Origin of the sequence: Colwellia sp. 12G3 (assembly GCF_002836775.1) — a bacterium.
In the GTDB taxonomy this organism is placed as follows: Bacteria; Pseudomonadota; Gammaproteobacteria; order Enterobacterales; family Alteromonadaceae; genus Colwellia.
In genome coordinates, this window is sequence record NZ_PJAQ01000066.1 from 22,549 (window position 1) to 43,733 (window position 21,185).

The 21,185-nt window shown below is 40.5% G+C and carries 26 protein-coding genes; 23 read left to right on the forward strand and 3 right to left on the reverse strand.

All coding sequences use genetic code 11. The annotated features are described in order from the left end of the window. Positions 1-135 precede the first annotated feature (135 nt). The 19 genes from rplN (at position 136) to CXF71_RS14535 (ending at position 10,790) form a co-directional block, all read left to right on the forward strand. Positions 136-504 carry a 50S ribosomal protein L14 gene (rplN, locus tag CXF71_RS14445; RefSeq protein WP_011041461.1) on the forward strand — a complete coding sequence of 123 codons (369 nt, stop codon included), beginning with the start codon at positions 136-138 and terminating at the stop codon, positions 502-504. Positions 505-516: 12 nt separating this feature from the next. Continuing rightward, positions 517-831 (forward strand): 50S ribosomal protein L24, encoded by a 315-nt coding sequence (gene rplX / locus CXF71_RS14450; protein WP_101233664.1) that lies wholly within the window; start codon positions 517-519, stop codon positions 829-831. Between the two features lie 12 nt (positions 832-843). Beyond that, complete coding sequence (gene rplE, locus CXF71_RS14455; RefSeq protein ID WP_101229279.1) at positions 844-1,389, forward strand: 50S ribosomal protein L5; 546 nt, start codon at positions 844-846, stop codon at positions 1,387-1,389. Between the two features lie 4 nt (positions 1,390-1,393). Then, the gene (rpsN, locus tag CXF71_RS14460) at positions 1,394-1,699 is read left to right on the forward strand and encodes a 30S ribosomal protein S14 (RefSeq protein ID WP_101233665.1); all 306 of its coding nucleotides are present in this window, start codon (positions 1,394-1,396) and stop codon (positions 1,697-1,699) included. Positions 1,700-1,718: 19 nt separating this feature from the next. Further along, positions 1,719-2,108, forward strand: a complete 390-nt coding sequence (gene rpsH, locus CXF71_RS14465) for a 30S ribosomal protein S8 (RefSeq protein WP_442871934.1) — start codon at positions 1,719-1,721, stop codon at positions 2,106-2,108. Positions 2,109-2,118: 10 nt separating this feature from the next. After that, positions 2,119-2,652 (forward strand): 50S ribosomal protein L6, encoded by a 534-nt coding sequence (gene rplF / locus CXF71_RS14470; protein WP_101233667.1) that lies wholly within the window; start codon positions 2,119-2,121, stop codon positions 2,650-2,652. Between the two features lie 9 nt (positions 2,653-2,661). Continuing rightward, positions 2,662-3,015 carry a 50S ribosomal protein L18 gene (gene rplR, locus CXF71_RS14475; protein WP_101233668.1) on the forward strand — a complete coding sequence of 118 codons (354 nt, stop codon included), beginning with the start codon at positions 2,662-2,664 and terminating at the stop codon, positions 3,013-3,015. 9 nt (positions 3,016-3,024) lie between these two features. Then, positions 3,025-3,534 (forward strand): 30S ribosomal protein S5, encoded by a 510-nt coding sequence (gene rpsE, locus CXF71_RS14480; RefSeq protein WP_101233669.1) that lies wholly within the window; start codon positions 3,025-3,027, stop codon positions 3,532-3,534. Positions 3,535-3,540: 6 nt separating this feature from the next. Beyond that, positions 3,541-3,720 carry a 50S ribosomal protein L30 gene (gene rpmD / locus CXF71_RS14485; protein WP_033094751.1) on the forward strand — a complete coding sequence of 60 codons (180 nt, stop codon included), beginning with the start codon at positions 3,541-3,543 and terminating at the stop codon, positions 3,718-3,720. 2 nt (positions 3,721-3,722) lie between these two features. Continuing rightward, positions 3,723-4,157: a 50S ribosomal protein L15 gene (rplO, locus tag CXF71_RS14490; protein ID WP_101233670.1), complete on the forward strand. Its 435-nt coding sequence runs from the start codon at positions 3,723-3,725 to the stop codon at positions 4,155-4,157. A 6-nt stretch (positions 4,158-4,163) separates the two neighbouring features. Beyond that, the gene (gene secY, locus CXF71_RS14495; RefSeq protein WP_101233671.1) at positions 4,164-5,501 is read left to right on the forward strand and encodes a preprotein translocase subunit SecY; all 1,338 of its coding nucleotides are present in this window, start codon (positions 4,164-4,166) and stop codon (positions 5,499-5,501) included. A gap of 30 nt (positions 5,502-5,531) precedes the next feature. Further along, entirely contained in the window at positions 5,532-5,645 is a 114-nt protein-coding gene (gene rpmJ, locus CXF71_RS14500) for a 50S ribosomal protein L36 (protein WP_101233672.1), read from the forward strand. Between the two features lie 151 nt (positions 5,646-5,796). Next, positions 5,797-6,153: a 30S ribosomal protein S13 gene (gene rpsM / locus CXF71_RS14505; RefSeq protein ID WP_011041473.1), complete on the forward strand. Its 357-nt coding sequence runs from the start codon at positions 5,797-5,799 to the stop codon at positions 6,151-6,153. 13 nt (positions 6,154-6,166) lie between these two features. Further along, positions 6,167-6,556: a 30S ribosomal protein S11 gene (gene rpsK / locus CXF71_RS14510; protein ID WP_011041474.1), complete on the forward strand. Its 390-nt coding sequence runs from the start codon at positions 6,167-6,169 to the stop codon at positions 6,554-6,556. Positions 6,557-6,588: 32 nt separating this feature from the next. After that, entirely contained in the window at positions 6,589-7,209 is a 621-nt protein-coding gene (gene rpsD, locus CXF71_RS14515; protein WP_101233673.1) for a 30S ribosomal protein S4, read from the forward strand. 28 nt (positions 7,210-7,237) lie between these two features. After that, entirely contained in the window at positions 7,238-8,227 is a 990-nt protein-coding gene (locus CXF71_RS14520; RefSeq protein ID WP_101233674.1) for a DNA-directed RNA polymerase subunit alpha, read from the forward strand. A 43-nt stretch (positions 8,228-8,270) separates the two neighbouring features. After that, on the forward strand, positions 8,271-8,675 hold the full coding sequence (rplQ, locus tag CXF71_RS14525) for a 50S ribosomal protein L17 (protein WP_101233675.1): 405 nt from the start codon (positions 8,271-8,273) through the stop codon (positions 8,673-8,675). Between the two features lie 194 nt (positions 8,676-8,869). After that, on the forward strand, positions 8,870-9,769 hold the full coding sequence (locus tag CXF71_RS14530; protein WP_101233676.1) for a phosphoribulokinase: 900 nt from the start codon (positions 8,870-8,872) through the stop codon (positions 9,767-9,769). A gap of 34 nt (positions 9,770-9,803) precedes the next feature. Then, positions 9,804-10,790, forward strand: a complete 987-nt coding sequence (locus CXF71_RS14535) for an FAD:protein FMN transferase (RefSeq protein ID WP_101233677.1) — start codon at positions 9,804-9,806, stop codon at positions 10,788-10,790. A gap of 31 nt (positions 10,791-10,821) precedes the next feature. Here CXF71_RS14535 and CXF71_RS14540 read toward each other — a convergent pair whose 3' ends face one another. The 3 genes from CXF71_RS14540 to CXF71_RS14550 form a co-directional block, all read right to left on the reverse strand. Continuing rightward, a complete protein-coding gene (locus tag CXF71_RS14540) occupies positions 10,822-12,405 on the reverse strand; it encodes a general secretion pathway protein GspF (protein WP_101233678.1) in 1,584 nt (527 codons plus the stop codon). 93 nt (positions 12,406-12,498) lie between these two features. Continuing rightward, positions 12,499-14,952, reverse strand: coding sequence for a LamG domain-containing protein (locus tag CXF71_RS14545; protein ID WP_232771495.1), 2,454 nt, complete (start codon positions 14,950-14,952; stop codon positions 12,499-12,501). Beyond that, a complete protein-coding gene (locus CXF71_RS14550) occupies positions 14,952-16,220 on the reverse strand; it encodes a hypothetical protein (RefSeq protein WP_232771496.1) in 1,269 nt (422 codons plus the stop codon). Before CXF71_RS14550 ends, CXF71_RS14545 begins: the two co-directional genes overlap by 1 nt. A gap of 225 nt (positions 16,221-16,445) precedes the next feature. On the opposite strand from CXF71_RS14550, the gene CXF71_RS14555 reads away from it, so the two are divergent. The 4 genes from CXF71_RS14555 to CXF71_RS14570 are packed head-to-tail and all read left to right on the forward strand — an operon-like array spanning position 16,446 to position 21,185. After that, positions 16,446-19,148 (forward strand): hypothetical protein, encoded by a 2,703-nt coding sequence (locus tag CXF71_RS14555; protein WP_101233680.1) that lies wholly within the window; start codon positions 16,446-16,448, stop codon positions 19,146-19,148. A gap of 8 nt (positions 19,149-19,156) precedes the next feature. After that, positions 19,157-19,942, forward strand: coding sequence for an SH3 domain-containing protein (locus CXF71_RS14560; protein ID WP_101233681.1), 786 nt, complete (start codon positions 19,157-19,159; stop codon positions 19,940-19,942). Next, positions 19,912-20,610 carry an outer membrane beta-barrel domain-containing protein gene (locus CXF71_RS14565; RefSeq protein WP_101233682.1) on the forward strand — a complete coding sequence of 233 codons (699 nt, stop codon included), beginning with the start codon at positions 19,912-19,914 and terminating at the stop codon, positions 20,608-20,610. The genes CXF71_RS14560 and CXF71_RS14565 overlap by 31 nt, the downstream gene beginning before the upstream one ends. Positions 20,611-20,660: 50 nt before the next feature. After that, on the forward strand, positions 20,661-21,185 hold the full coding sequence (locus CXF71_RS14570; RefSeq protein WP_232771497.1) for a TlpA family protein disulfide reductase: 525 nt from the start codon (positions 20,661-20,663) through the stop codon (positions 21,183-21,185).

A 21,185-nucleotide genomic window follows, 5' to 3' on the forward strand; every position in this document is an offset into this window, starting at 1 on the left:
TCTAAATTCTAAACAAGATGGGGGTCTTTCAAAAGGCAGTGACGGGTCAATTTTCGGCCTTAAATTTTATATTATCTTATTGTTTATCTTGCGTTTAGCAAGGTTTAGAAAAAAGATAACAATGGAGCAAAATCAATGATCCAAATGCAATCACAGCTGAATGTTGCTGATAACAGTGGCGCTAAGCGTGTTCAATGTATAAAGGTTCTTGGTGGCTCGCACCGTCGCTATGCACGCATTGGTGATATCATCAAAGTTGCCGTAAAGGAAGCAAGTCCTCGCGGTAAAGTAAAAAAAGGTGATGTTCACACTGCGGTAGTGGTGCGCACTAAGAAAGGTGTTCGTCGTACAGATGGTTCTGCTATCCGTTTTGACGAAAACGCGGCTGTAATGTTAAACGCTAACTTACAACCAATTGGTACTCGTATTTTCGGGCCTGTGACACGTGAACTTCGTAATGAAAAATTTATGAAGATCGTATCATTAGCACCAGAAGTACTATAAGGAGTCACGATAATGGCATCTAAAATTCGTCGTGATGATGAAGTAATTATACTTGCAGGTAAAGACAAGGGCAAAACTGGTAAAGTTACCAAAGTGCTTGTTGAAGACGGCAAAGTATTCGTAGAAGGTATTAACCTAATCAAGAAACACACTAAGCCTGTACCTCAGTTACAGCAGCCTGGTGGGATTATTGAAAAAGAAGCACCTTTACAAGTTTCCAACGTAGCGATACTTAACTCAGCAACGGGTAAAGCAGATCGTGTTGGTTTTAGAATTGAAGACGGCAAAAAAGTACGTTTTTTCAAATCTAATAACGAATTAATTTAATTGGAGTAAACGATGGCGAAACTGCATGATTTATATAAAGATACAGTTGTAGCTGAATTGCAAAAGCAATTTGGTTATAAAAGTGTCATGCAAGTCCCTCGGATTGAAAAGATCACCCTTAACATGGGTGTTGGTGAAGCTATTTCTGATAAAAAAGTTTTAGAACACGCCACAAATGATCTTACTGCAATCTCAGGGCAAAAGCCGATCACGACAGTAGCACGCAAATCAGTTGCGGGCTTCAAAATTCGTGAAGGCTACCCTATTGGTACGAAAGTAACTCTACGCGGCGAACGTATGTGGGAATTTTTAGAGCGTTTAATCTCTATCTCTATTCCTCGTATCCGTGACTTCCGTGGCTTAAATCCTAAGTCATTCGATGGTCGTGGTAACTACAGCATGGGCGTTCGTGAGCAAATCATCTTTCCTGAAATCGAATACGATAAAATCGATAAGATTCGCGGATTAGATATCACTATTACTACTAGCGCGAAAGATAACGAAGAAGGACTAGCTTTATTGTCTGCCTTCGAATTCCCGTTCAAGAAGAAGGTGTAGAGTTATGGCTAAAACGTCAATGAAAGCTCGTGAAGCTAAAAGAACCAAGTTAGTAGCACAATATGCTGAAAAGCGTGCTGCATTAAAAGCAATCATTTCTAGTGCAGACTCTTCTGAAGAAGCTCGCTGGGAAGCTGTATTGAAACTTCAAAGTTTACCTCGTGATTCGAGCAGTAGTCGTCAACGTAACCGTTGTAACATTACTGGACGTCCACATGGTTTCTTACGCAAATTTGGTTTGAGCCGTATTAAATTACGCGAAACTATGATGCGTGGTGAAGTTCCAGGTCTGAAGAAAGCTAGTTGGTAATTCACGGGAGTAAATGGTTATGATGACTGATCCTATCGCGGACATGTTTACACGCATCCGCAACGGTCAAACTGCAGCAAAAGTTGCAGTACAAATGCCATCTTCAAAAGTTAAAGTTGCAATTGCTACTTTACTTAAAGAAGAAGGTTATATTTCAGAGTTTTCAGTATCAGGTGATGTAAAACCTGAACTAGCTGTTACTTTAAAATATTTTGAAGGCAAAGAAGTAATTGAAAAGATCAAACGTGTTTCACGTCCTGGTCTTCGTATATACAAAAGCTGTGATGAACTTCCTAAAGTTCTTGCAGGTATGGGTATTGCGATCATTTCGACTTCTAAAGGTTTGATGACGGATCGCGCCGCTCGCAATGCGGGTATTGGCGGTGAAGTTCTTGGTTTCGTAGAGTAAGGAGAATAATATGTCTCGTGTTGCAAAAGCACCTGTCGTTGTTCCTGCTGGCGTTACCATTACGTTATCAGGTCAAGACATTACAGTTAAAGGTCCAGTAGGCGAATTATCTCGCACGATCCATAGTGACGTTGTTGTTTCTCAAGAAGAAAACAACCTCATTACTAATATCGTTGCTGATGTTAAAGGCGCTTGGGCTCAAGCCGGTACTACACGTGCTTTAATCAATAATATGGTTGAAGGTGTTAGTAAAGGTTTCGAAAAGAAATTAGTTTTACAAGGTGTTGGTTACCGTGCCAAAGCTGCGGGTAAATCATTAGATTTATCTTTAGGTTTTTCACACCCAATTAAACACGAAATTCCTGAAGGAATTACTTGTGAAACTCCTAGCCAAACTGAAATTACACTGAAAGGTTGTGATAAGCATTTAGTTGGCCAAACCGCTGCGAACATTCGTGCATACCGTAAACCTGAGCCTTATAAAGGTAAAGGTGTTCGTTATGTTGATGAATACGTTCGTCGTAAAGAAGCTAAGAAGAAGTAGGGTAACACTATGGATAAGAGAACATCTCGTTTGCGCCGCGCTAAACGCGCTCGTGCAAAAATTAGCGAGTTGGGTGCGAATCGTTTAGTTGTATTCCGTACTCCTCGTCACATTTACGCTCAATTGATCGCTCCTACTGGATCTGAAGTAATTGCATCTGCATCTACTTTAGAAAAAGAGCTTAGTGCTGATATTGAAAAAACAGGTAATGTTGCAGCAGCAACTGCAGTAGGTAAAGCAATAGCTGAACGTGCTGTAGCAAAAGGTATCACTAAGATAGCTTTTGATCGCTCTGGTTTCCTTTACCACGGTCGCGTAAAAGCGTTAGCAGAAGCAGCTCGTGAAGCTGGCCTTCAGTTCTAAGGGTTTATAATGGCTAATCATAATCAAGAAAACTCACAACAAAGTGATATGGCTGAAAAGCTAATCGCAGTTAACCGCGTTTCAAAAGTGGTTAAAGGTGGTCGTATTTTCAGTTTTACTGCACTAACAGTAGTTGGTGACGGTAACGGTCGTGTTGGTTTTGGCTACGGTAAAGCACGTGAAGTGCCTGCTGCAATCCAAAAAGCAATGGAAAAAGCACACCGTAACATAGTAAATGTAGACCTGAAGGGTACAACTCTTCAGCATGTCATCACTGGCAAGCACTCTGGTTCTAAAGTTTACATGCAACCAGCTTCTGAAGGTACAGGCATCATCGCCGGTGGCGCTATGCGTGCAGTACTTGAAGTTGCAGGCGTTCAGAACGTATTGTCAAAAGCATACGGTTCTACTAACCCAATCAACGTAGTTCGCGCTACTGTTTCAGCTTTAGTGAATATGCATTCACCAAAGGGTGTTGCAGCTAAACGTGGCAAAACCGTTGCAGAAATTTTGGGGTAATTGAGAATGTCTAAAACAGTTAAAGTAACTCAACTAAAAAGTTCTATCGGTCGTTTACCGAAGCATAGAGCTACATTAAGAGGCCTTGGTCTACGTCGTATCAATCATACAGTCGAGTTAGAAGATACTCCATCTGTACGTGGTATGATTAACAAGGTTTACTATATGGTTAAGGTAGAGGATTAATTATGCATTTAAATACTTTATCCCCTGCACCGGGATCTCACAAAGCTAGAAAACGCTGTGGTCGTGGTATTGGTTCAGGCATCGGTAAAACTGGTGGTCGTGGTCATAAAGGTCAGAAGTCTCGTTCTGGCGGTAGTGTACGTCCAGGTTTTGAAGGTGGTCAGATGCCATTGAAACAACGTTTACCTAAATTTGGTTTTACTTCACGTAAATCTTTAGTTCGCGCTGAAGTTCGTTTACATGAATTGAATCTTGTTACAGGTGATGTTGTTGATATTCACGCACTTAAAGACGCTGGCCTTATTACTCGTAATATCATAGCTGTTAAAGTTATGTTATCGGGCGAAATTACTCGTCCAATTACTTTACGTGGAATTTCGGTAACTAAAGGCGCACAAGCAGCTATTGAAGCTGCTGGTGGCAAAATAGAGGAATAATACACAATGGCTACACCAGGAACGGCTACTTCACAAGGTAGTAAAGGCGCAGGCGGTTTGTCTGAGCTAAAACAAAGATTATGGTTCGTATTCGTCGCCTTAGTTGTGCTTCGTTTAGGGTCTTTTGTGCCAATCCCTGGTATTGACGCCGCTGTATTAGCTCAGTTCTTTGAACAACAAAAGGGCACCATTGTAGAGATGTTTAACATGTTCTCCGGTGGTGCACTTGAGCGAGCCTCAGTATTGGCACTTGGTATTATGCCGTACATCTCAGCTTCGATTATTATGCAATTGCTTACTGTGGTTCATCCCGCAATGGCAGAGCTTAAGAAAGAAGGTGAAGCTGGACGACGTAAAATCAGTCAATACACACGCTACGGCACTTTAGTTCTAGCAACAGTACAAGCGATAGCGATTGCCAGAAGTTTACCGGATATGATGCAAGGTCTTGTTATAAACGCAGGCTTTGGATTCTATTTCACCGCAGTTATTAGTTTGATTACCGGCACCATGTTTTTAATGTGGTTAGGTGAACAGATTACTGAACGTGGTATTGGTAATGGTATTTCGATTATCATTTTTGCTGGTATTGTTGCTGGCATGCCATCAGCAGTTGGTCAAACAGCTGAAATGGCGCGTCAAGGTGAAATACACCTACTAGTATTATTGCTTATAGGCGTTGTGGTATTTGCAGTAACTTTCTTAGTAGTATTTGTGGAACGTGGTCAACGACGTATTGTTGTTAACTACGCTAAACGTCAGCAAGGCCGTAAGGTTTTTGCAGCGCAAAGCACACATTTACCTCTGAAAGTGAATATGGCGGGTGTTATACCGCCTATCTTTGCCTCAAGTTTAATCTTGTTTCCAGGCACGCTTGCGAGCTGGTTTGGTCAAGGTGACGGCCCCGTTGCTGATTTCTTACAAGGTGTTTCAGGAGCTATGTCTCCAGGACAACCTTTATATGTAATGATGTTAGCGGCAGCAATTATATTTTTCTGCTTCTTTTACACGGCTCTTGTTTTCAATCCGCGTGAAACAGCAGATAACTTGAAAAAGTCAGGTGCATTCATTCCAGGGATTCGTCCGGGTGAACAAACATCCAAATATATAGATAAAGTCATGACACGTTTAACCCTAGCGGGTGCTGCGTACATTACCTTTGTCTGTTTGGTTCCACAGTTTATGATCATGGCATGGGACGTACAGTTCTATTTCGGCGGGACATCTTTATTGATTATCGTGGTTGTGATTATGGACTTTATGGCACAAGTACAAACGCATATGATGTCTCATCAATATGACAATGTACTTAAAAAAGCGAACTTAAAAGGTTATGGTCGTTAGACCGAACTAATTTAGTTAACGGAGTATAAAATGAAAGTACGTGCATCCGTAAAAAAGATTTGTCGTAATTGTAAAGTGGTTAAGCGTAAAGGCGTAATTCGCGTCCTTTGTGAAGAGCCAAAGCACAAACAAAGACAAGGTTAAGCTTAGCTTTTAATCTATAATCTTTTAGAAGTGGCATTATGTAGATTAGTCTGTATAATGCCGCTTTGATTTGCAGAAAAAGAGAATGGTTGGGTATCCTAACGGGCTTTCCAACCAAAGTAATTTTAATTATAAATAGGAGATGTGATTAGTGGCCCGTATCGCTGGCATTAACATCCCTGATCGTAAGCATGCAGTAATCGCCATTACTGCGATTTACGGTATCGGAGCTACACGTGCGAAAGCAATTTGTGCAGCTACTGGTATTGCTGAATCAACGAAGATCAGTGAATTAGACGAAGCAAAGATAGATTTGCTACGCGCTGAAGTGGATAAATTTACCGTTGAAGGTGATTTACGCCGTGAAGTTTCAATGAACATTAAACGTCTTATGGATTTAGGTTGTTACCGTGGCATTCGCCATCGTCGCAGTCTTCCTCTACGTGGTCAACGCACTAAAACAAATGCGCGTACCCGTAAAGGTCCTCGTAAGCCAATTAAGAAGTAAGAGGAACTAGACAATGGCTAAAACACCAGTTCGTACGCGTAAACGCGTAAAAAAACAAGTTGCTGATGGCATGGCTCATATCCATGCTTCTTTCAACAACACAATCGTGACTCTTACAGACCGTCAAGGTAATGCGTTATCTTGGGCGACTGCCGGTGGTTCAGGTTTCCGTGGTTCACGTAAATCAACTCCGTTCGCTGCGCAAGTAGCTGCAGATCGCGCAGGCGCTGTTGCAAAAGAGTTTGGCTTGAAGAATATTGAAGTGTTCGTAAAAGGTCCAGGTCCAGGTCGTGAATCTGCTATCCGTGCCTTAAATGCTGCTGGTTTTAAAATCACCAACATTACTGACGTAACACCTATTCCTCATAATGGTTGTCGTCCTCCGAAGAAACGTCGCGTTTAAGCGCTTTTTTTTAGGATAGTTGGAGAAAGAAAATGGCTAGATATTTAGGTCCTAAGTTAAAACTTAGTCGCCGCGAAGGTACAGATTTGTTCCTTAAAAGCGGTGTTAGAGCAATTGACACTAAATGTAAAATCGAAACAATACCAGGTCAACACGGCGCCCGTCGCGGTCGTTTGTCTGATTACGGTGTTCAACTTCGTGAAAAACAAAAAGTTCGTCGTATTTTTGGCGTGCTAGAAAAACAATTCAGTAATTACTACAAAGAAGCGGCACGTCAAAAAGGCAACACAGGTGAAAACTTGTTACAGCTTTTAGAGACTCGTTTAGATAACGTAGTTTACCGTATGGGTTATGCAAGCACTCGTGCTGAAGCCCGTCAATTAGTTAGCCATAAGGCTATCGTGGTAAATGGCGTTGTAGTTAATATTCCATCTTTCACTGTTAAAGCTGAAGATACTGTTTCTGTTCGTGAGAAGTCTAAAACTCAAGCGCGTATTATCGCTGCTTTAGAATTAGCTGATCAACGTGAGAAACCACTTTGGGTTGAAGTTGATACTAAGAAGCTTGAAGGCGTTTTCAAACGTGTTCCAGATCGTTCTGACTTATCTGCCGAAATTAATGAACAGTTGATTGTTGAACTTTACTCTAAATAGTAAAGTTGCACTTTAAGAGAGGACATATATGCAGGGTTCTGTAACCGAATTTCTTAGACCACGCATGGTTGGTATTGAAAATATCAGCCCTCGTCGCGCTAAAGTAACTTTAGAGCCACTAGAACGTGGTTTTGGTCACACTTTAGGTAATGCGTTACGCCGCATTCTTTTATCTTCAATGCCAGGTTGTGCTGTAACTGAAGTAGAGATTGACGGTGTTTTACATGAGTACAGTAGTAAAGAAGGTGTTCAAGAAGACATCATCGAAATATTGTTAAACCTTAAAGGACTTGCAGTTATATTAGAAGGCAAAAATGAAGCCGTTCTAACTTTAACTAAGTCTGGTGAAGGCCCTGTAACGGCAGCTGATATACAACATGATGGCGATGTAACTATTGCAAACCCAGAACATGTTATCTGCACTTTAACAGGTGAAGGTTCTATCAGCATGCGCATTAAGATTGAAATGGGACGTGGTTACGTTCCCGCTTCTGCGCGCCGTGATGCCGAGGAAGAAGATCGTGCTATTGGTCGTTTGTTGGTTGATGCTTCATTCAGCCCAGTAGTTAGAATTGCTTATGCTGTTGATTCTGCACGTGTTGAACAACGTACAGATTTGGACAAATTAGTTTTAGATATGGAAACCAATGGTACATTGGATCCGGAAGAAGCTATCCGTCGTGCTTCAACTATTCTTGCTGAACAGCTTGATGCGTTTGTTGAACTTCGTGATATTAAAGAAGTAGAGCAAGTGGAAGAAAAACCATTGTTCGACCCAATCTTACTTCGTCCGGTTGATGATCTAGAATTAACTGTTCGCTCAGCTAACTGTCTTAAAGCAGAAGCAATTCAATACATTGGTGATTTAGTACAACGTGCTGAAGTTGAACTTCTTAAAACGCCTAATTTAGGTAAGAAGTCTCTAACTGAAATCAAAGACGTGTTAGCGTCGCGTGGTTTGTCTCTAGGCATGCGCTTAGAAAACTGGCCACCTGAAAGCATTGTTGACAACGACTAGTTCGATCATCATTTTTTTAATAGTTTGAGAGAAGGATTAACTTATGCGTCATCGTCAAAGCGGTCGCCAGTTAAACCGTAATAGCAGTCATCGTCAAGCGATGTTCCGCAATATGGCAAGCTCTTTAGTTAAGCACGGTCTAATTAAAACGACTGTAGCAAAAGCTAAAGAACTACGTATGGTAGTAGAGCCATTGATTACATTGGCTAAAACTGACAGTGTTGCAAATCGCCGTTTAGCGTTTGCTCGTACACAAGATAAAGAAGTAGTAGGTATTTTATTCAACGAACTTGGTGCTCGTTACCAAGAACGTCCAGGTGGTTATACTCGCATTTTAAAATGTGGTTTCCGTACTGGTGATAAAGCGCCTATGGCTTATATTGAATTAGTAGACCGCCCAGTAGTAGAAGATGCTCCTGAAGTAGTTGAAGAAGCAGTAGAAGCTTAAACGAAAGTTTAAGTTTCATTTAAAAAACCGAGCTTAGGCTCGGTTTTTTTATATCTTAAATTTGATAAATAGATTGGTAATGCATATAGTGACTATGTAGTTTTCATTGGTGAAATTGGGGCTTTCTTCCTTGACCTATACGTTAATTCACCGTATAAAATATGTATGCACTTTAGTTTACTCTTTGAGCCATTATGTCGTCACGAAACCCCATTATAGCTGTAACCGGCTCTTCGGGAGCAGGTACCTCAACTACTACCGCTTCTTTTGAACACATATTTAGAACGCTTGGTATATCCTCTGTTAACGTTGAAGGTGATAGTTTTCATCGATTTTCTCGCCAAGAAATGGATATGGAAAAGCGTAAAGCTAAAGAAGTAGGCAACAATATCAGTTATTTTGGTGATCTTGCTAATGACTTTACCGCGCTAGAAAAGCAATTTCGTGATTATAGCGAAACAGGTAAAGGGAAAATTAGACGTTACCTGCATACTTTTGATGAAGCGGTTCCATACAATCAAATGCCAGGTACTTTTACTCCGTGGGAAGACTTTGGTGAAGATACAGATTTGTTATATTATGAAGGTCTTCATGGAGGCGTAGTAACTAAAGACAATGATGTAGCTAAGCATGTAGACTTACTCATTGGCATGGTACCGATTGTTAATTTAGAGTGGATCCAAAAGATTATTCGCGATACCAATAAGCGTGGACATTCGCGAGAAGCCGTTACTGCCAGCATTGTCCGAAGTATGGAAGATTATATCTCTTTCATCACACCACAGTTTTCACGTACCCATATCAATTTTCAACGTGTGCCTACCGTGGATACCTCTAACCCATTTAGTGCTAAGGCTATCCCTAGTTTAGATGAGAGTTTTGTTGTTATTCGCTTTAGAGAAGTTAAGAATGTTGATTTTCAATATTATCTTCGTATGATTGATGGCTCATTCATGTCACGAATTAATACACTGGTAGTCCCAGGCGGAAAAATGGGCTTGGCGATGGAGTTAATTTTAACGCCACTTATACGCGACTTAATTGACCGAAAAACTCAGGCAAATAAGCAACTAGACTGGATGAGCGACTTGTAGTGTTCATTTCAATAACTCTATATCTGTGTGAACAATGCCTTTGAAATATTTAATACCCGTTATTGTCTTTATATTGCTATCAATTTCTTTTCACTCGAGTGCTAAATGGTATCAGCATACCTTTGATACTATGGGCACCCGCGCACATATTGAATTTTGGCTAGATGAAGAAAGTGCCAAGGCTAGTCACGCAGAAAAGCTAATTAGCGACATAATGGCTGAGATGGATCGGCTGGATAAGTCGATGAGTCCTTATATAAAAAGTAGCGAGCTCAGTTTACTTAACCGGGACGCGGGTAATAGAGAGATCGTTGTTTCACCAGAACTTATTTCTTTATTAGTTACCGCCCATGATATTTCAGTGATGAGCGAAGGTGCTTTTGATATAACCTATGCTTCCATAGGTTATCAATACGATTACCGAGAAAAAATACGTCCAGCGCAATCAGTAATCACTAACGCATTACCTTCGATAAATTACCAAGCAATTACTTTAGATAAAAAAAATAATACGGTAAAATTTGCTAATAGCGCTATTAAAATTGATTTAGGCGGCATAGCAAAAGGTTATGCTATTAAGCGATGTATTAGCATTCTAAGATCTGCGGGAATTAATTATGCATTAATGAGTGCCGGTGGCGATACCGCTTTACTTGGTGATCGTAATGGCAGACCTTGGTTGGTCGGTATAAAACATCCCCGAGCAGAAGACAAAAATGCCGTACATATTCCGTTGAGTAATGAAGCGATCTCTACCTCAGGCGACTATGAACGTTACTTTATTGAAGACGGTAAGCGTTATCATCATATCATTAATCCTAAAACAGGGGACTCGGCTCGAAAGGTGGTCAGCGTTTCGGTCATCGGTAAAGATGCTACCGTTGTTGATGCCTTATCTACCACTCTCTTTGTTAAGGGCCTTAAAGAAGGCATGGCGATTATAAACAAACTACCTGAATATGAAGCAATCATTATCGATAATGAACAAAGGTTGCACTTTTCTAAGGGATTACAGCAGTAACCCCTTAGTTGAACCATTTTCTGCGGCGAAGTTAGCCTGTGAATATTGGTTGAAATGCTGTTAACGAATCTAACATAGTGCTATTACCAAGACCTTGGCTAGGTACTAGAGTAGAAAATTGATTTTGTTCACCATGAAGTGCCATATAGTTTAATAATACGGTTTGAACCAGTAGATTGACATTATTTGCCGACGGTGCAGAAGCTGTTTCAACCGAAGCATCAGGTCTCATAAAACCTATTTGTTGCTGCATAGCATTCTGTTCTGCGGTTGCTCCCATCAATTGTGGTTTACCCCCAGGGTTATACACTAAGAAAAACGATGCACCCGTTGATGAATTATCGCCCGTCCACTCACCCTTACCACGTCCATCTGCGGATTCGTCTATTCGGCCGTTACTCGCGACACTGCCATCACTAAATACATACATCATCAGTGGTTGATTACGTCTTGCGGCATATTCAAGGCAAGCTCCCATGCAACGTCCAGCACGTAAATCACGTAATTCGCCAGTACTTCGGTCACCTGTATGATAATCAAAACCACCCATTGTAATAGTGCCGGCACCAGAGAAGCCATTGACAACTAATTTCATAATAGAAGCAGTTTTTTGAAATTCGTTTTCATTATTATACTCATCATTGGTAAATATGGCTCCATCACCAACAATATCTACATCGGAACTAGGATCTAACGTCGATGGGTCACCAAAGCGATCGGTAAGATCGGCACTTTTAACATAACCGCAATTAACCATATCTTTAATAACATCATCGCGGGTAACCTGGCTATTCACCTGTGTCATTTTTTGAGCGCTAACACGTTGTATGCTTTCCATCACAGCTACAGCATCATCTTTACTGAAAATTTCAAATAAATCGCCTACATCGACTAAACCAGTAACATCACTAGGGCGATCGATTTTAGTGGGTCGTAAGCTTAAATCAATAAAACTTGCTGGAGCCATTGAGTTTCCGCCAGAGTCGGTATTACGAGAACCAATAAGTGGCATTAAAGAGCCGTTTGCACCTGCAGCGGCAATGGCATACATAGGGTTATGTGGGTTGTTAGAGGTATCATTGTCAGAACGGCTTGGAATTACCGCGCCATTTATATTGGCAGCTGTTTCAGGTGATACTTTTTCTAATATGCCTCGTAAAAAAGCGGAATCTGAATGAAAAGCGAGTCCTAGGTCGGTATTAATAAAGTCTGATTGCATAGTGTCAGGATTAGCAATGTTGGGTGCCATATCTCCCGGTATACCGAGTTTGCTGTAACCTGCTGTCGAGAGAAAATCCTGCTGACCACCTAGGCCACCCACTAAAACATTTGATCCAGAAATATTGGCACCACCTGCTAAATCAAAACTGATAAAAGGTATTTTACCCGCACCTTGTGCACTGATGCCGCAACTGTCTCTTAACGCTTCCATATCACTTGAAAGCGCTGCGTTAGCTTTGTTTGGATTTGCTAAGAGACTATAGAGTGATAATCCAGCAACCGCATGACCACCTGTTTTAAGGCCAGCAGAAATAAAGTCGCGACGGGTCATTGGCGCTTTGTGATCGCCAAATAATAAAGGACTATCTGGATGTAAGTGTTTAGTTTTTCTCATGTGATTTCCTATGCTCTATAACTTATCTGCTTTTCAGTCACTATCTCGTACTCAGTGAAGCAAAACACTTGCTGAGTACTTATTACCTGAAGATTATTGAACAAGCATGACTGCACTGCCTAATACTGCAGCGCAGCTTGCCTTAGCAATATTTTTAGTTCTATTAATGTCACAGCTACTACCGCAAACTGCGAGTCTGCTAATAAGCTTATCGAGTTCAGAATAAACCGCTGCCTTATCAGGTTGAGTGCTCAGTGTTGAAGGCATTAACTGATCTAATAACGGATTAAGCAAGTTTGCTCTGCCTGTTACATCTAACGAAATGTCAGGTGTATTGCTGAAATTGACATTGGGAAACCAAGTAATGCGCAAGTTCTCGTTTTCAAGGGCAGTATCACAGTAAGCTATAGCTAATTGTGTGATGCCCATTTGCTGTGCAGAAATAAAGGTTTCTATATTGGTTAATGTGGGTAATTGCTGCCTAACAAGCTGGTAGGTAGTCGCCACCTTAGTAGACTCTTTACTTACACCCGTTAAAACACTCATGCTGGCATGAATTTGTGCAAAATTACGCAGACCTATTTTTGCACTGTCATTATCAATGAAAGTGGCATCAGGTGAGATAAAGGTTGCTGGTAAAACTACATTGTTATGCTCACCTAGCTGCTCAAAGGTTAAGAAAAACTCATCATTACTGGCGCCTTTTTCTAGCGCTATAATCGTTCCTAAAGGCGAAAGAGATAGAGGCTCTGTAATCGAATCGTCACTGGTAAAACTTCGACTGAGATTAGCATAGGCTTGACCTTGAGCACTCTCTTTACCATTAACGCCGATACGCATTTTATTCAGTATGGTGCTTTTTGGTAAGGTCTTACCATCAAGATTAACCAAACTTGGGTTGGTGAATAGATAGCTGTAATTATCATACTGGCTTACTTCAAATAGAACATAAGTATTTGCTAAATCGACTAATTCACTTATTGAAAATAATAAGAAGAACTTTTCACCAACACCAACATCATAATTTTGTGATATTTGTTCTTGCGATAACGTACGATTATAAATGGCAAGTAAACGTATATTCCCTTGCCATACGTGGTTATTTGACGCTTCTCTACCCAGTATTAACGCAAAACTATCATCCCATGATGCCAGTGGTGATATCGCTTCATCCAACATATCTACTAGCTTGCCATTTACATAAATACGGCGACCCTCTGTAGCTGAATAGGTCAGCACTACATGCTGTAATGTTGCTTGTAATACTTCATCATCATCTGGCGTACTGAACGCTGGCTCGCCATTACTGCTACTACTCGCAGTTTGCAGCATAAAGTCATAATTATATTGGCTTTGGCCTAGAGTAAAGTTTCTATCATTATCGCCAGCAGAGTAGCTGATTATTCTAGCGGGACCTTCTTGCACGACATTATTTGGCGTGATCCAAGCTTCAATGGCGAATTCATTGGTGGATGTGATCAAATCATGTATTTTCTTGCTGTTTGCAGTACTTGCTTGTGCCTTACCGTTAGTAAAAGACAACCCCCAACTACCAAGCCATTCTACGTTGCCCGTAAGTGTTAAGTTCGCCGCAGGGGAAATACCTGATGTATCGTAAGCAGTATTACCATTGCCAGTTTTAAATTGGTATAAAGCAATAATGTCAGATTCAAATCGACCACCACTTGAGGCAACAAGGCCGTCAGTTAATAATAGCGATTTCGATACCACCATCTCAGCTGATATAACGTCAACAGTAATCTCATCACTTAGTGCTTGAATACCAGCTTCCATCTCAGTGCTATTTGCTTGGCAATCGCTCCAGCAATTATGAAATTCATTGCGTAAGCGAATGACTAAGCGTGATTTATTTGGCTCTTCTAAGTTAATGACTTGTCTAGCTGCTTCATAGGCTTTATCAATATTATCACTGGCAAAAAAGGGTGATTGAGCTGTGCTTGATGCTTCATTATGACAGCCTGCGCAATATTGGCTGACAATAGGGTAGACATGAGTACTGAATAACGTATTTTCACTAGGGAAGTTTTTACTGGTTCCAGGCTCCTTAATAACCGGCGCCTTTAATACAATGGCATTAGCTGTGCTTACTCGGTCATCAGCCCAAAGTTTGACCCATTGTTGCATTGTTTCGCCACAAGCTGAATCGCTGTCGAGCCAACAGTTATGTCCCCCTGCAACTTTTTGTACCAGTCGTGACTCTTCTGGCTTACTTAAGCTAACTAAAGGGTTGGTTGCTGCATAGGCATCGTTAACGTTTTCTCTACTGGCAAAATAGGGTGCTTGATTACCTTCGGTATGACATGAGCCGCAACGGTCGGTCGCAGAAATGTTATCCCAAAGTGAGGTTTTATACTTTTGAATATCTTCGGTTGCCGGTGCCGGCCCCGTATATTCAACGTTACTGTTATCTTGAGTTAAAGGCGGCTGTTCTTCAACGGTAGAGTCTCCACAAGCATTGACTAGTAAAAGTACGCTAACGACAGATAGATTTTTAAATACGCTAAAAAGTGAAGGGAAATACATCATTACTCTCCCATGCAATAGGCACCAACTTCAGCAAATACTTGCTTAAGTTGATATGAATGTTGTTGAAAGGAGGTTGTTGATGATTGTATTTGTGTTAAATCTGCCGAATTTTCAGCATCCCGTAAGCAAACAGCCTTAAAGACCTTTTGTACTTGGCATTGAGCAAAAGCCTCACTGTTGGCTAACTCTTGCCCTAAGGACTTCATACCACTACCTTTACCTGCAAGCGTCGCATCCCAACCCAGTTTTTGATTAATGCCTTCACGCCAGTAATTTTGCCAATCGTCATTTTTAGTGACGAAGCCAAAAGGAAAACTGGTGGCATTGTTATGATATTTAGATTTTACCCGTGTGCCTGTAGTGCTATCGATATCAGATGACTGGTTGTAACTTATCTCGCCGTTATCTGCTTGCGGATCAGTTTCTGTATCAAACTGGTAATCATAATAGGCAAACGCTTGTGCTAAAGGGTCCATTCCTGTGTGACAACCTGAGCAATTATTAATAAATAAGCGGCTATCACCTCCTGGGCTACGGCTTACATCTTGGCGAATCCTATCGGGTGGCAGTGTATTGTCTTTTAGTGGTTCTAAATCGGTACATAGATGATTCATCAAAGTAAAACGCAACATCGCTCTATTGGTGCCTAAATAAAAGAAAGCTTTAGCTGCCGCTCTTGATGTTAATACCCCAGCAGTTGCTTCACTAGGCAAACCATTCAAACTTGATTGGCTAACTTGCACTAAACCGTCGGCTAAGTTGATAAAGTTACTTTCTAACTCCTCGTAATGAGTGTTATTCACTTTGCTATAGGGCGTTAAGTTAAGGTCACTTTTCCCTACATAGGTGATATCGTCCTGTAATATTTTTCTAAAGTCTAGATCATCGCGAACAGCACCAATGATGGTAGCGCTGTAATCATTTAGCGGGAAAAAAATGTCTTGGTCTTTATTGGTCCAAGGGCTAGCAAAGACCTTTAACGTAGTTGTATAAAATTCAGGTGATTGCATGGCAACATAAGCCGCTTCGGTAATTTTACCTTGGTCGATTAAATCACTCATTTCGATAAGAGTTATCACTGAGGGGGGAACACCGGTGATACGGTCATGAAGTCGTTTCGCTTGTTCTAAGCTAGCAGCATTAACATTTAAGGAAATAGTTAAAAATAAAGTTAAGACACAAGTGAGGATATTGTTAATAAATGATTTGATAGTACCAATGTTCAGGCAATTATTACTCGTCTTATAGCTAGGGAGTGACATCTCCATACAGCCTCCTTGAAGATGCGGTGTTTGCAACTTTGTTGCTTTGATATATAGTAACGACATTGTTAGTATTGTGTAACAGTGTATATAATGATGTTTAAACGAGCAAATAAATTTATTGTTAGTAGTGTCTCAAATATGAGACAGATCAAGGGACTAGGAAGATTTCATCATTAAGAAGTTAAATGTTATGTTGTTATTTATTAACTGTTTATTAGGTATATTGCAATGAATCCTATGTCATGGGTTTTCGGTTGCACGTTGGCTATTTTTTTACTTACTGGGTGTAATGAACAGGCAATAAGTACAGATGAACAAATCGATCCCGTCTTAGTCGAATACCCTGTTGTTTATATTGAGCGCAGTATCAATCAAGCGATTGAGGACAATACTACTCCAGTCGAATTTTCTGCGCGTAATCCTGCCGAGTTTAATGCAGGTGCTCGACTTATTGTAAAAAACAATGCTTTTGCTGACTCTCCTAGTACCATACTTACTGCCGATTTATTTGCGGATGAACAAGGCGTAAGCCAAGCTATTGATATTCGGGATTTAAGCGTATCGGCAGACGGGCAGTCATTTTTGGTGTCCATTAGAGCACCAGAAATAGCTGATGCCGATGAAAATGAACAACCTAAGTGGAATATCTGGCGCTATCAACTAAGTGATAAAAGCTTTCAACCCATAATAAGCAGCGAGATAGTTGCTGAGCAGGGCGATGACCTTATGGCGTCTTTTTTGCCCGATGGTCGCATTATTTTTGCTTCAACACGACAGCGTTTATCTCGGGCTATATTATTAGATGAAGGTAAGCCGCAATACACTGCAATGAATGAAACAGGGCAAGATTCAGCCTTTAATATTCATATCATGCAAGCTGATGGTAGCGATATTAAGCAAGTTAGTTTTAATATGAGTCACGACTTCTATCCTTTAGTTTTACAAGATGGTCGAATTTTATATAGTCGTTGGGATAATATGGGCGGCATTAATAAAATTAATTTATACCGCATGAATCCAGACGGTACTGATAATCAATTGATTTATGGCTGGCATTCACATCAATTGACGTTGGATGATGAAAACTACGATATTGAATTCGTTAAACCTCAACAAATGCCTAATGGCGAAATTCTGATGTTACTGGCTTCAACAGATGATGAGCTTTATCAAAAAAGACCGGTATTGATAAATATTGAACAATTTATCGATAACCAACAAGCGTTGACTAATGAAACATCAGCCATCTCTGTACAATCAGCGGCACAAAAAGATCTATTTACCGATAGCCTCTATAACTTTAACTTCTCTGAGGAAATTAATACGGCTGGCAGATTAAGCCATTTATATCCTTTGCCTGATAGTAGCGAGCGTTACCTATTAAGTTGGGATTTATGTCGAGTTATCGTTGAGGGTGAAATAAAAGCTTGTGGGCAATTATCAAAAGACCAGTTAGCACAAGAAGGACTTGAATTAGCATCCCCTTGGTATGAGTTGTGGCTTTATAATAGCAAAACGAATACTCAGCAAATTGTTGCTAAAACGACTGAGGGGAATATGCTCAGTGAAGCTATTGTTATGCAAGCAACCGATAACCCTGCAGCTTTTATTGCTGATAAATCTTTTGGCGCTGGGCTAATCGCTGAATTAGCTAATGAGCAAGCAGCTGCGATTCATATTCGCAGTGTTTATGATATGGATGGTGTTGATTCATCAATACAACCGAGCAATCCGCAAGGTATTCTTACGTTAAAAGACCCCTCATTAACTAAAGCGGAAGATTTGCCTGCACGATTTTTACGTATTGTTCGCGGCGTGCCGCTACCGCCAAGAGAAGTTAAACAGATAAGTAATACTGATTTTGGCCGAAGTCGAAATCAACTGATGCGAGAAATCGTTGGTTATACACCCATTCAGCCAGACGGTTCAGTTAAGGTGAAAATTCCAGCTAATGTACCACTTGCTATCAGTATTCTTGATGCTAATGGACAGCGCATTGGTGGCAGACACAGGCAATGGATAAGTGTTAATGCAGGGGAAACGTTAGAGTGTCATGGCTGTCATAGCCAACAAAGTGAATTACCACACGGTAGACTCGAGGCTCAACCTGCTAGCATTAATGCTGGCGCTAATCCCGGCGGTGTTGCTTTTACCAATGCCACCCCAGACATTATTCCTTTGCTAGCACAAACTATGGCTGAAGCCGATGAAATGCTTAATGGTTTAGCTCAACTTTCAGCAGATATTCATTATCTTGATAAGTGGAGTAATCCTGATGTTTCTACGCTAAACCCTGAAATAAACTACAGTTATCAAGAATTATTAACACAAGCGCCAGCAGGAGCTGACTGTTTTACTAATTGGAACGCCTACTGTCGATTACAAATTAACTATGTCGATAACATCCAACCTTTATGGCAGCTAACTCGACAAGTCTTTGATGAACAAACAGCAGAATTACTCAGTGATAATACCTGCTCAAGTTGTCACGGTCCGCTTGATAGCGATAACTTAGCACAAGTTCCTGCAGGTCAGTTAGATCTCAGTGATAGTGTTTCTGTCGATGAGGTGGATCATTTAACGGCTTACCGTGAATTATTATTTAACGATTCAGAACAAGAAGTCATTGAAGGCATAGTGGTTGATAAGTTAATTGAAGTACTCGATGATAATGGCAATATTGTATTTGAGGTTGATGCGCAAGGAGAGTTAATTCTTGATACACAGGGGAATCCTATTCCGGTACTAACCAATGTTACTATTCCCGCTATTTTATCAACTAATGGTGCACTGCAAAGTCGTCGTTTTTTTCAGTTATTTCTCGAAGGAAGGCATGAGGGGATGTTGTCTGGCCATGAGTTAAAGCTACTTAGTGAGTGGCTTGATATCGGCGGTCAGTATTATAACACGCCTTTTTATAGCCAAGATTAAGTGAATAAATGACCTTCTTATATTTAAATAAACCTAAAAATCGCTCTTTATCGCAAATAGCTCAAACGTTATTGTGCCTACTTGTCTGCTTTTTCTGCGGTAAAGTGTTGGCTGAAGAGGTCGATACAAACGCCTTATTAATTGAGGTTGCCTTTGTTGAGTTGCATTCAGGTCCGGGTGTTGGTTATCCAGTTTTGCATGTGGTTGAAAAAGGGGAGTATTTAACGGTACAAGTAAAACGCACGAGTTGGCTTAAAGTTACTGACAAACGTAACAATACCGGTTGGCTTCATCAAGATGAGTTATTGGGCTTAACGACACAGCAAGGTGAAAAGCTAACCAGTGCTGAAATATCATGGCGTGATTTTCAAGACAGACATTATGAAGCTGGCGTTATGTATGGCGACTTTGCTGGTGCACACTTTTATAATGCTCAATTCGCCTATCTTTTTACCTCAGTCTTTAGTGGTGAGGTTTCGGTAGGTAAAGCATTAGGCACTATTTCAGATAGCGATTTATATGAAGCTATGTTGATTAGTCAGCCAATGCCCGAATTATTTATTTCCCCTTACATTGGTATTGGCGGGGGGGTTATTAAAACTAAGCCGCATAGTGTCTTAGCGGATAGTGAAAAGCGTCAAGATACCTTAATGAGTGCAGCCTTTGGCTTGAAATATCACTTAGCGCGAAACTTCTTATTACGAGCAGAATACAAGTATTCGTTAGTCTTAACGGATAGAGATGACAATGAAGAGATTAAAGTATGGAAATTAGGTTTCAGCGTATTCTTTTAGTAACACTATTAGGTTTACTGGTAAGTGTTTTTTTGGTTGCACCAACAAAAGCTAATGAGTCTGTAGGGCTTGTTCTGTTCAGTGAAGACTCAACAAGTGATGCTTCTGTCATTAATAGTAATGTTGATGTCGATGTTGAAAGACGAACGGTACTGGAAGATATCCTCGATAATGAGAATTTTGAGCTGGGCGTGCAAGTAGGCGTTATGTCGATTGAAGATTTTGAAACTAACGCTTGGGTAAGTGCTCACTTCGCTTATCATATCACTGAATTCTTCTATGCTAAAGCACGTTATGGACAATCAGAGGCGGGTCAAACGAGTTTTGAAAAGCTCGTTAACGTACCGCCGTTACTCACTGATGAACAAAGAAAGCTAAGTTATTATGGTTTGAGTATTGGTTACAATTTAATGCCAGGTGAAGTTTTCCTTGGTAGAGACTTTGCGCTTAACAGTGTTTTTTCTATTGAATTAGGTGGTGGTACAACGGAGTTTGCCGGCGATGAAAAATTCACCGTTAACCTTGGTGCTAATTATCGGGTATTTCTAACTGATTGGCTCACTTGGGATATTGGTATGAGTGACTATATTTTTGATACGACTATTACCGGTGAAAGTAAGACCAGTCATAATTTGAATTTCACCACGGGCTTTGCTTTTTACTTCTAGTGCCATTTAGTTAAGTAAAGGCCGTTAATTAACTTTTAAGGATAAGTTTAATGATTACATTCTCTAAGATGAAACCTCAAATTAAAACGCTGCTAACGAAAAGTTTACTGGTGAGTTTTTTGTTTATCGCCACTAGTGTTAACGCCTTAGAAATAGGACAGCCAGCGCCAGACTTTACCTTAAAAAGTATGGCAGGCGCTAACCTTAAGTTAACCGAGCAGCGTGGTAAAATAATAGTCATCAATTTCTGGGCTTCTTGGTGTGGACCATGCCGTACAGAAATGCCTGTGTTACAAAAATTTTATGACAAATACCAAGATTTAGGCGTTTCTGTTTGGGGTGTTAATGTTGAACAAGAAAATCAAGCCGGACGAGATTTCTTAGCTGACTTGAACCTAAGCTTCCCGATACTTTTTGATGCCAGTAATACTATCTCGGCAATGTACCAAGTTGAAGCTATGCCAACGACTATCATTGTCGATAGAGATGGTTTGGTTAGATATGCTTTTAAAGGCTACAAACCCGGTTATGAAAAAAAATATGCAAAAGCGATTAAAAAGCTGATCAGAGAATAA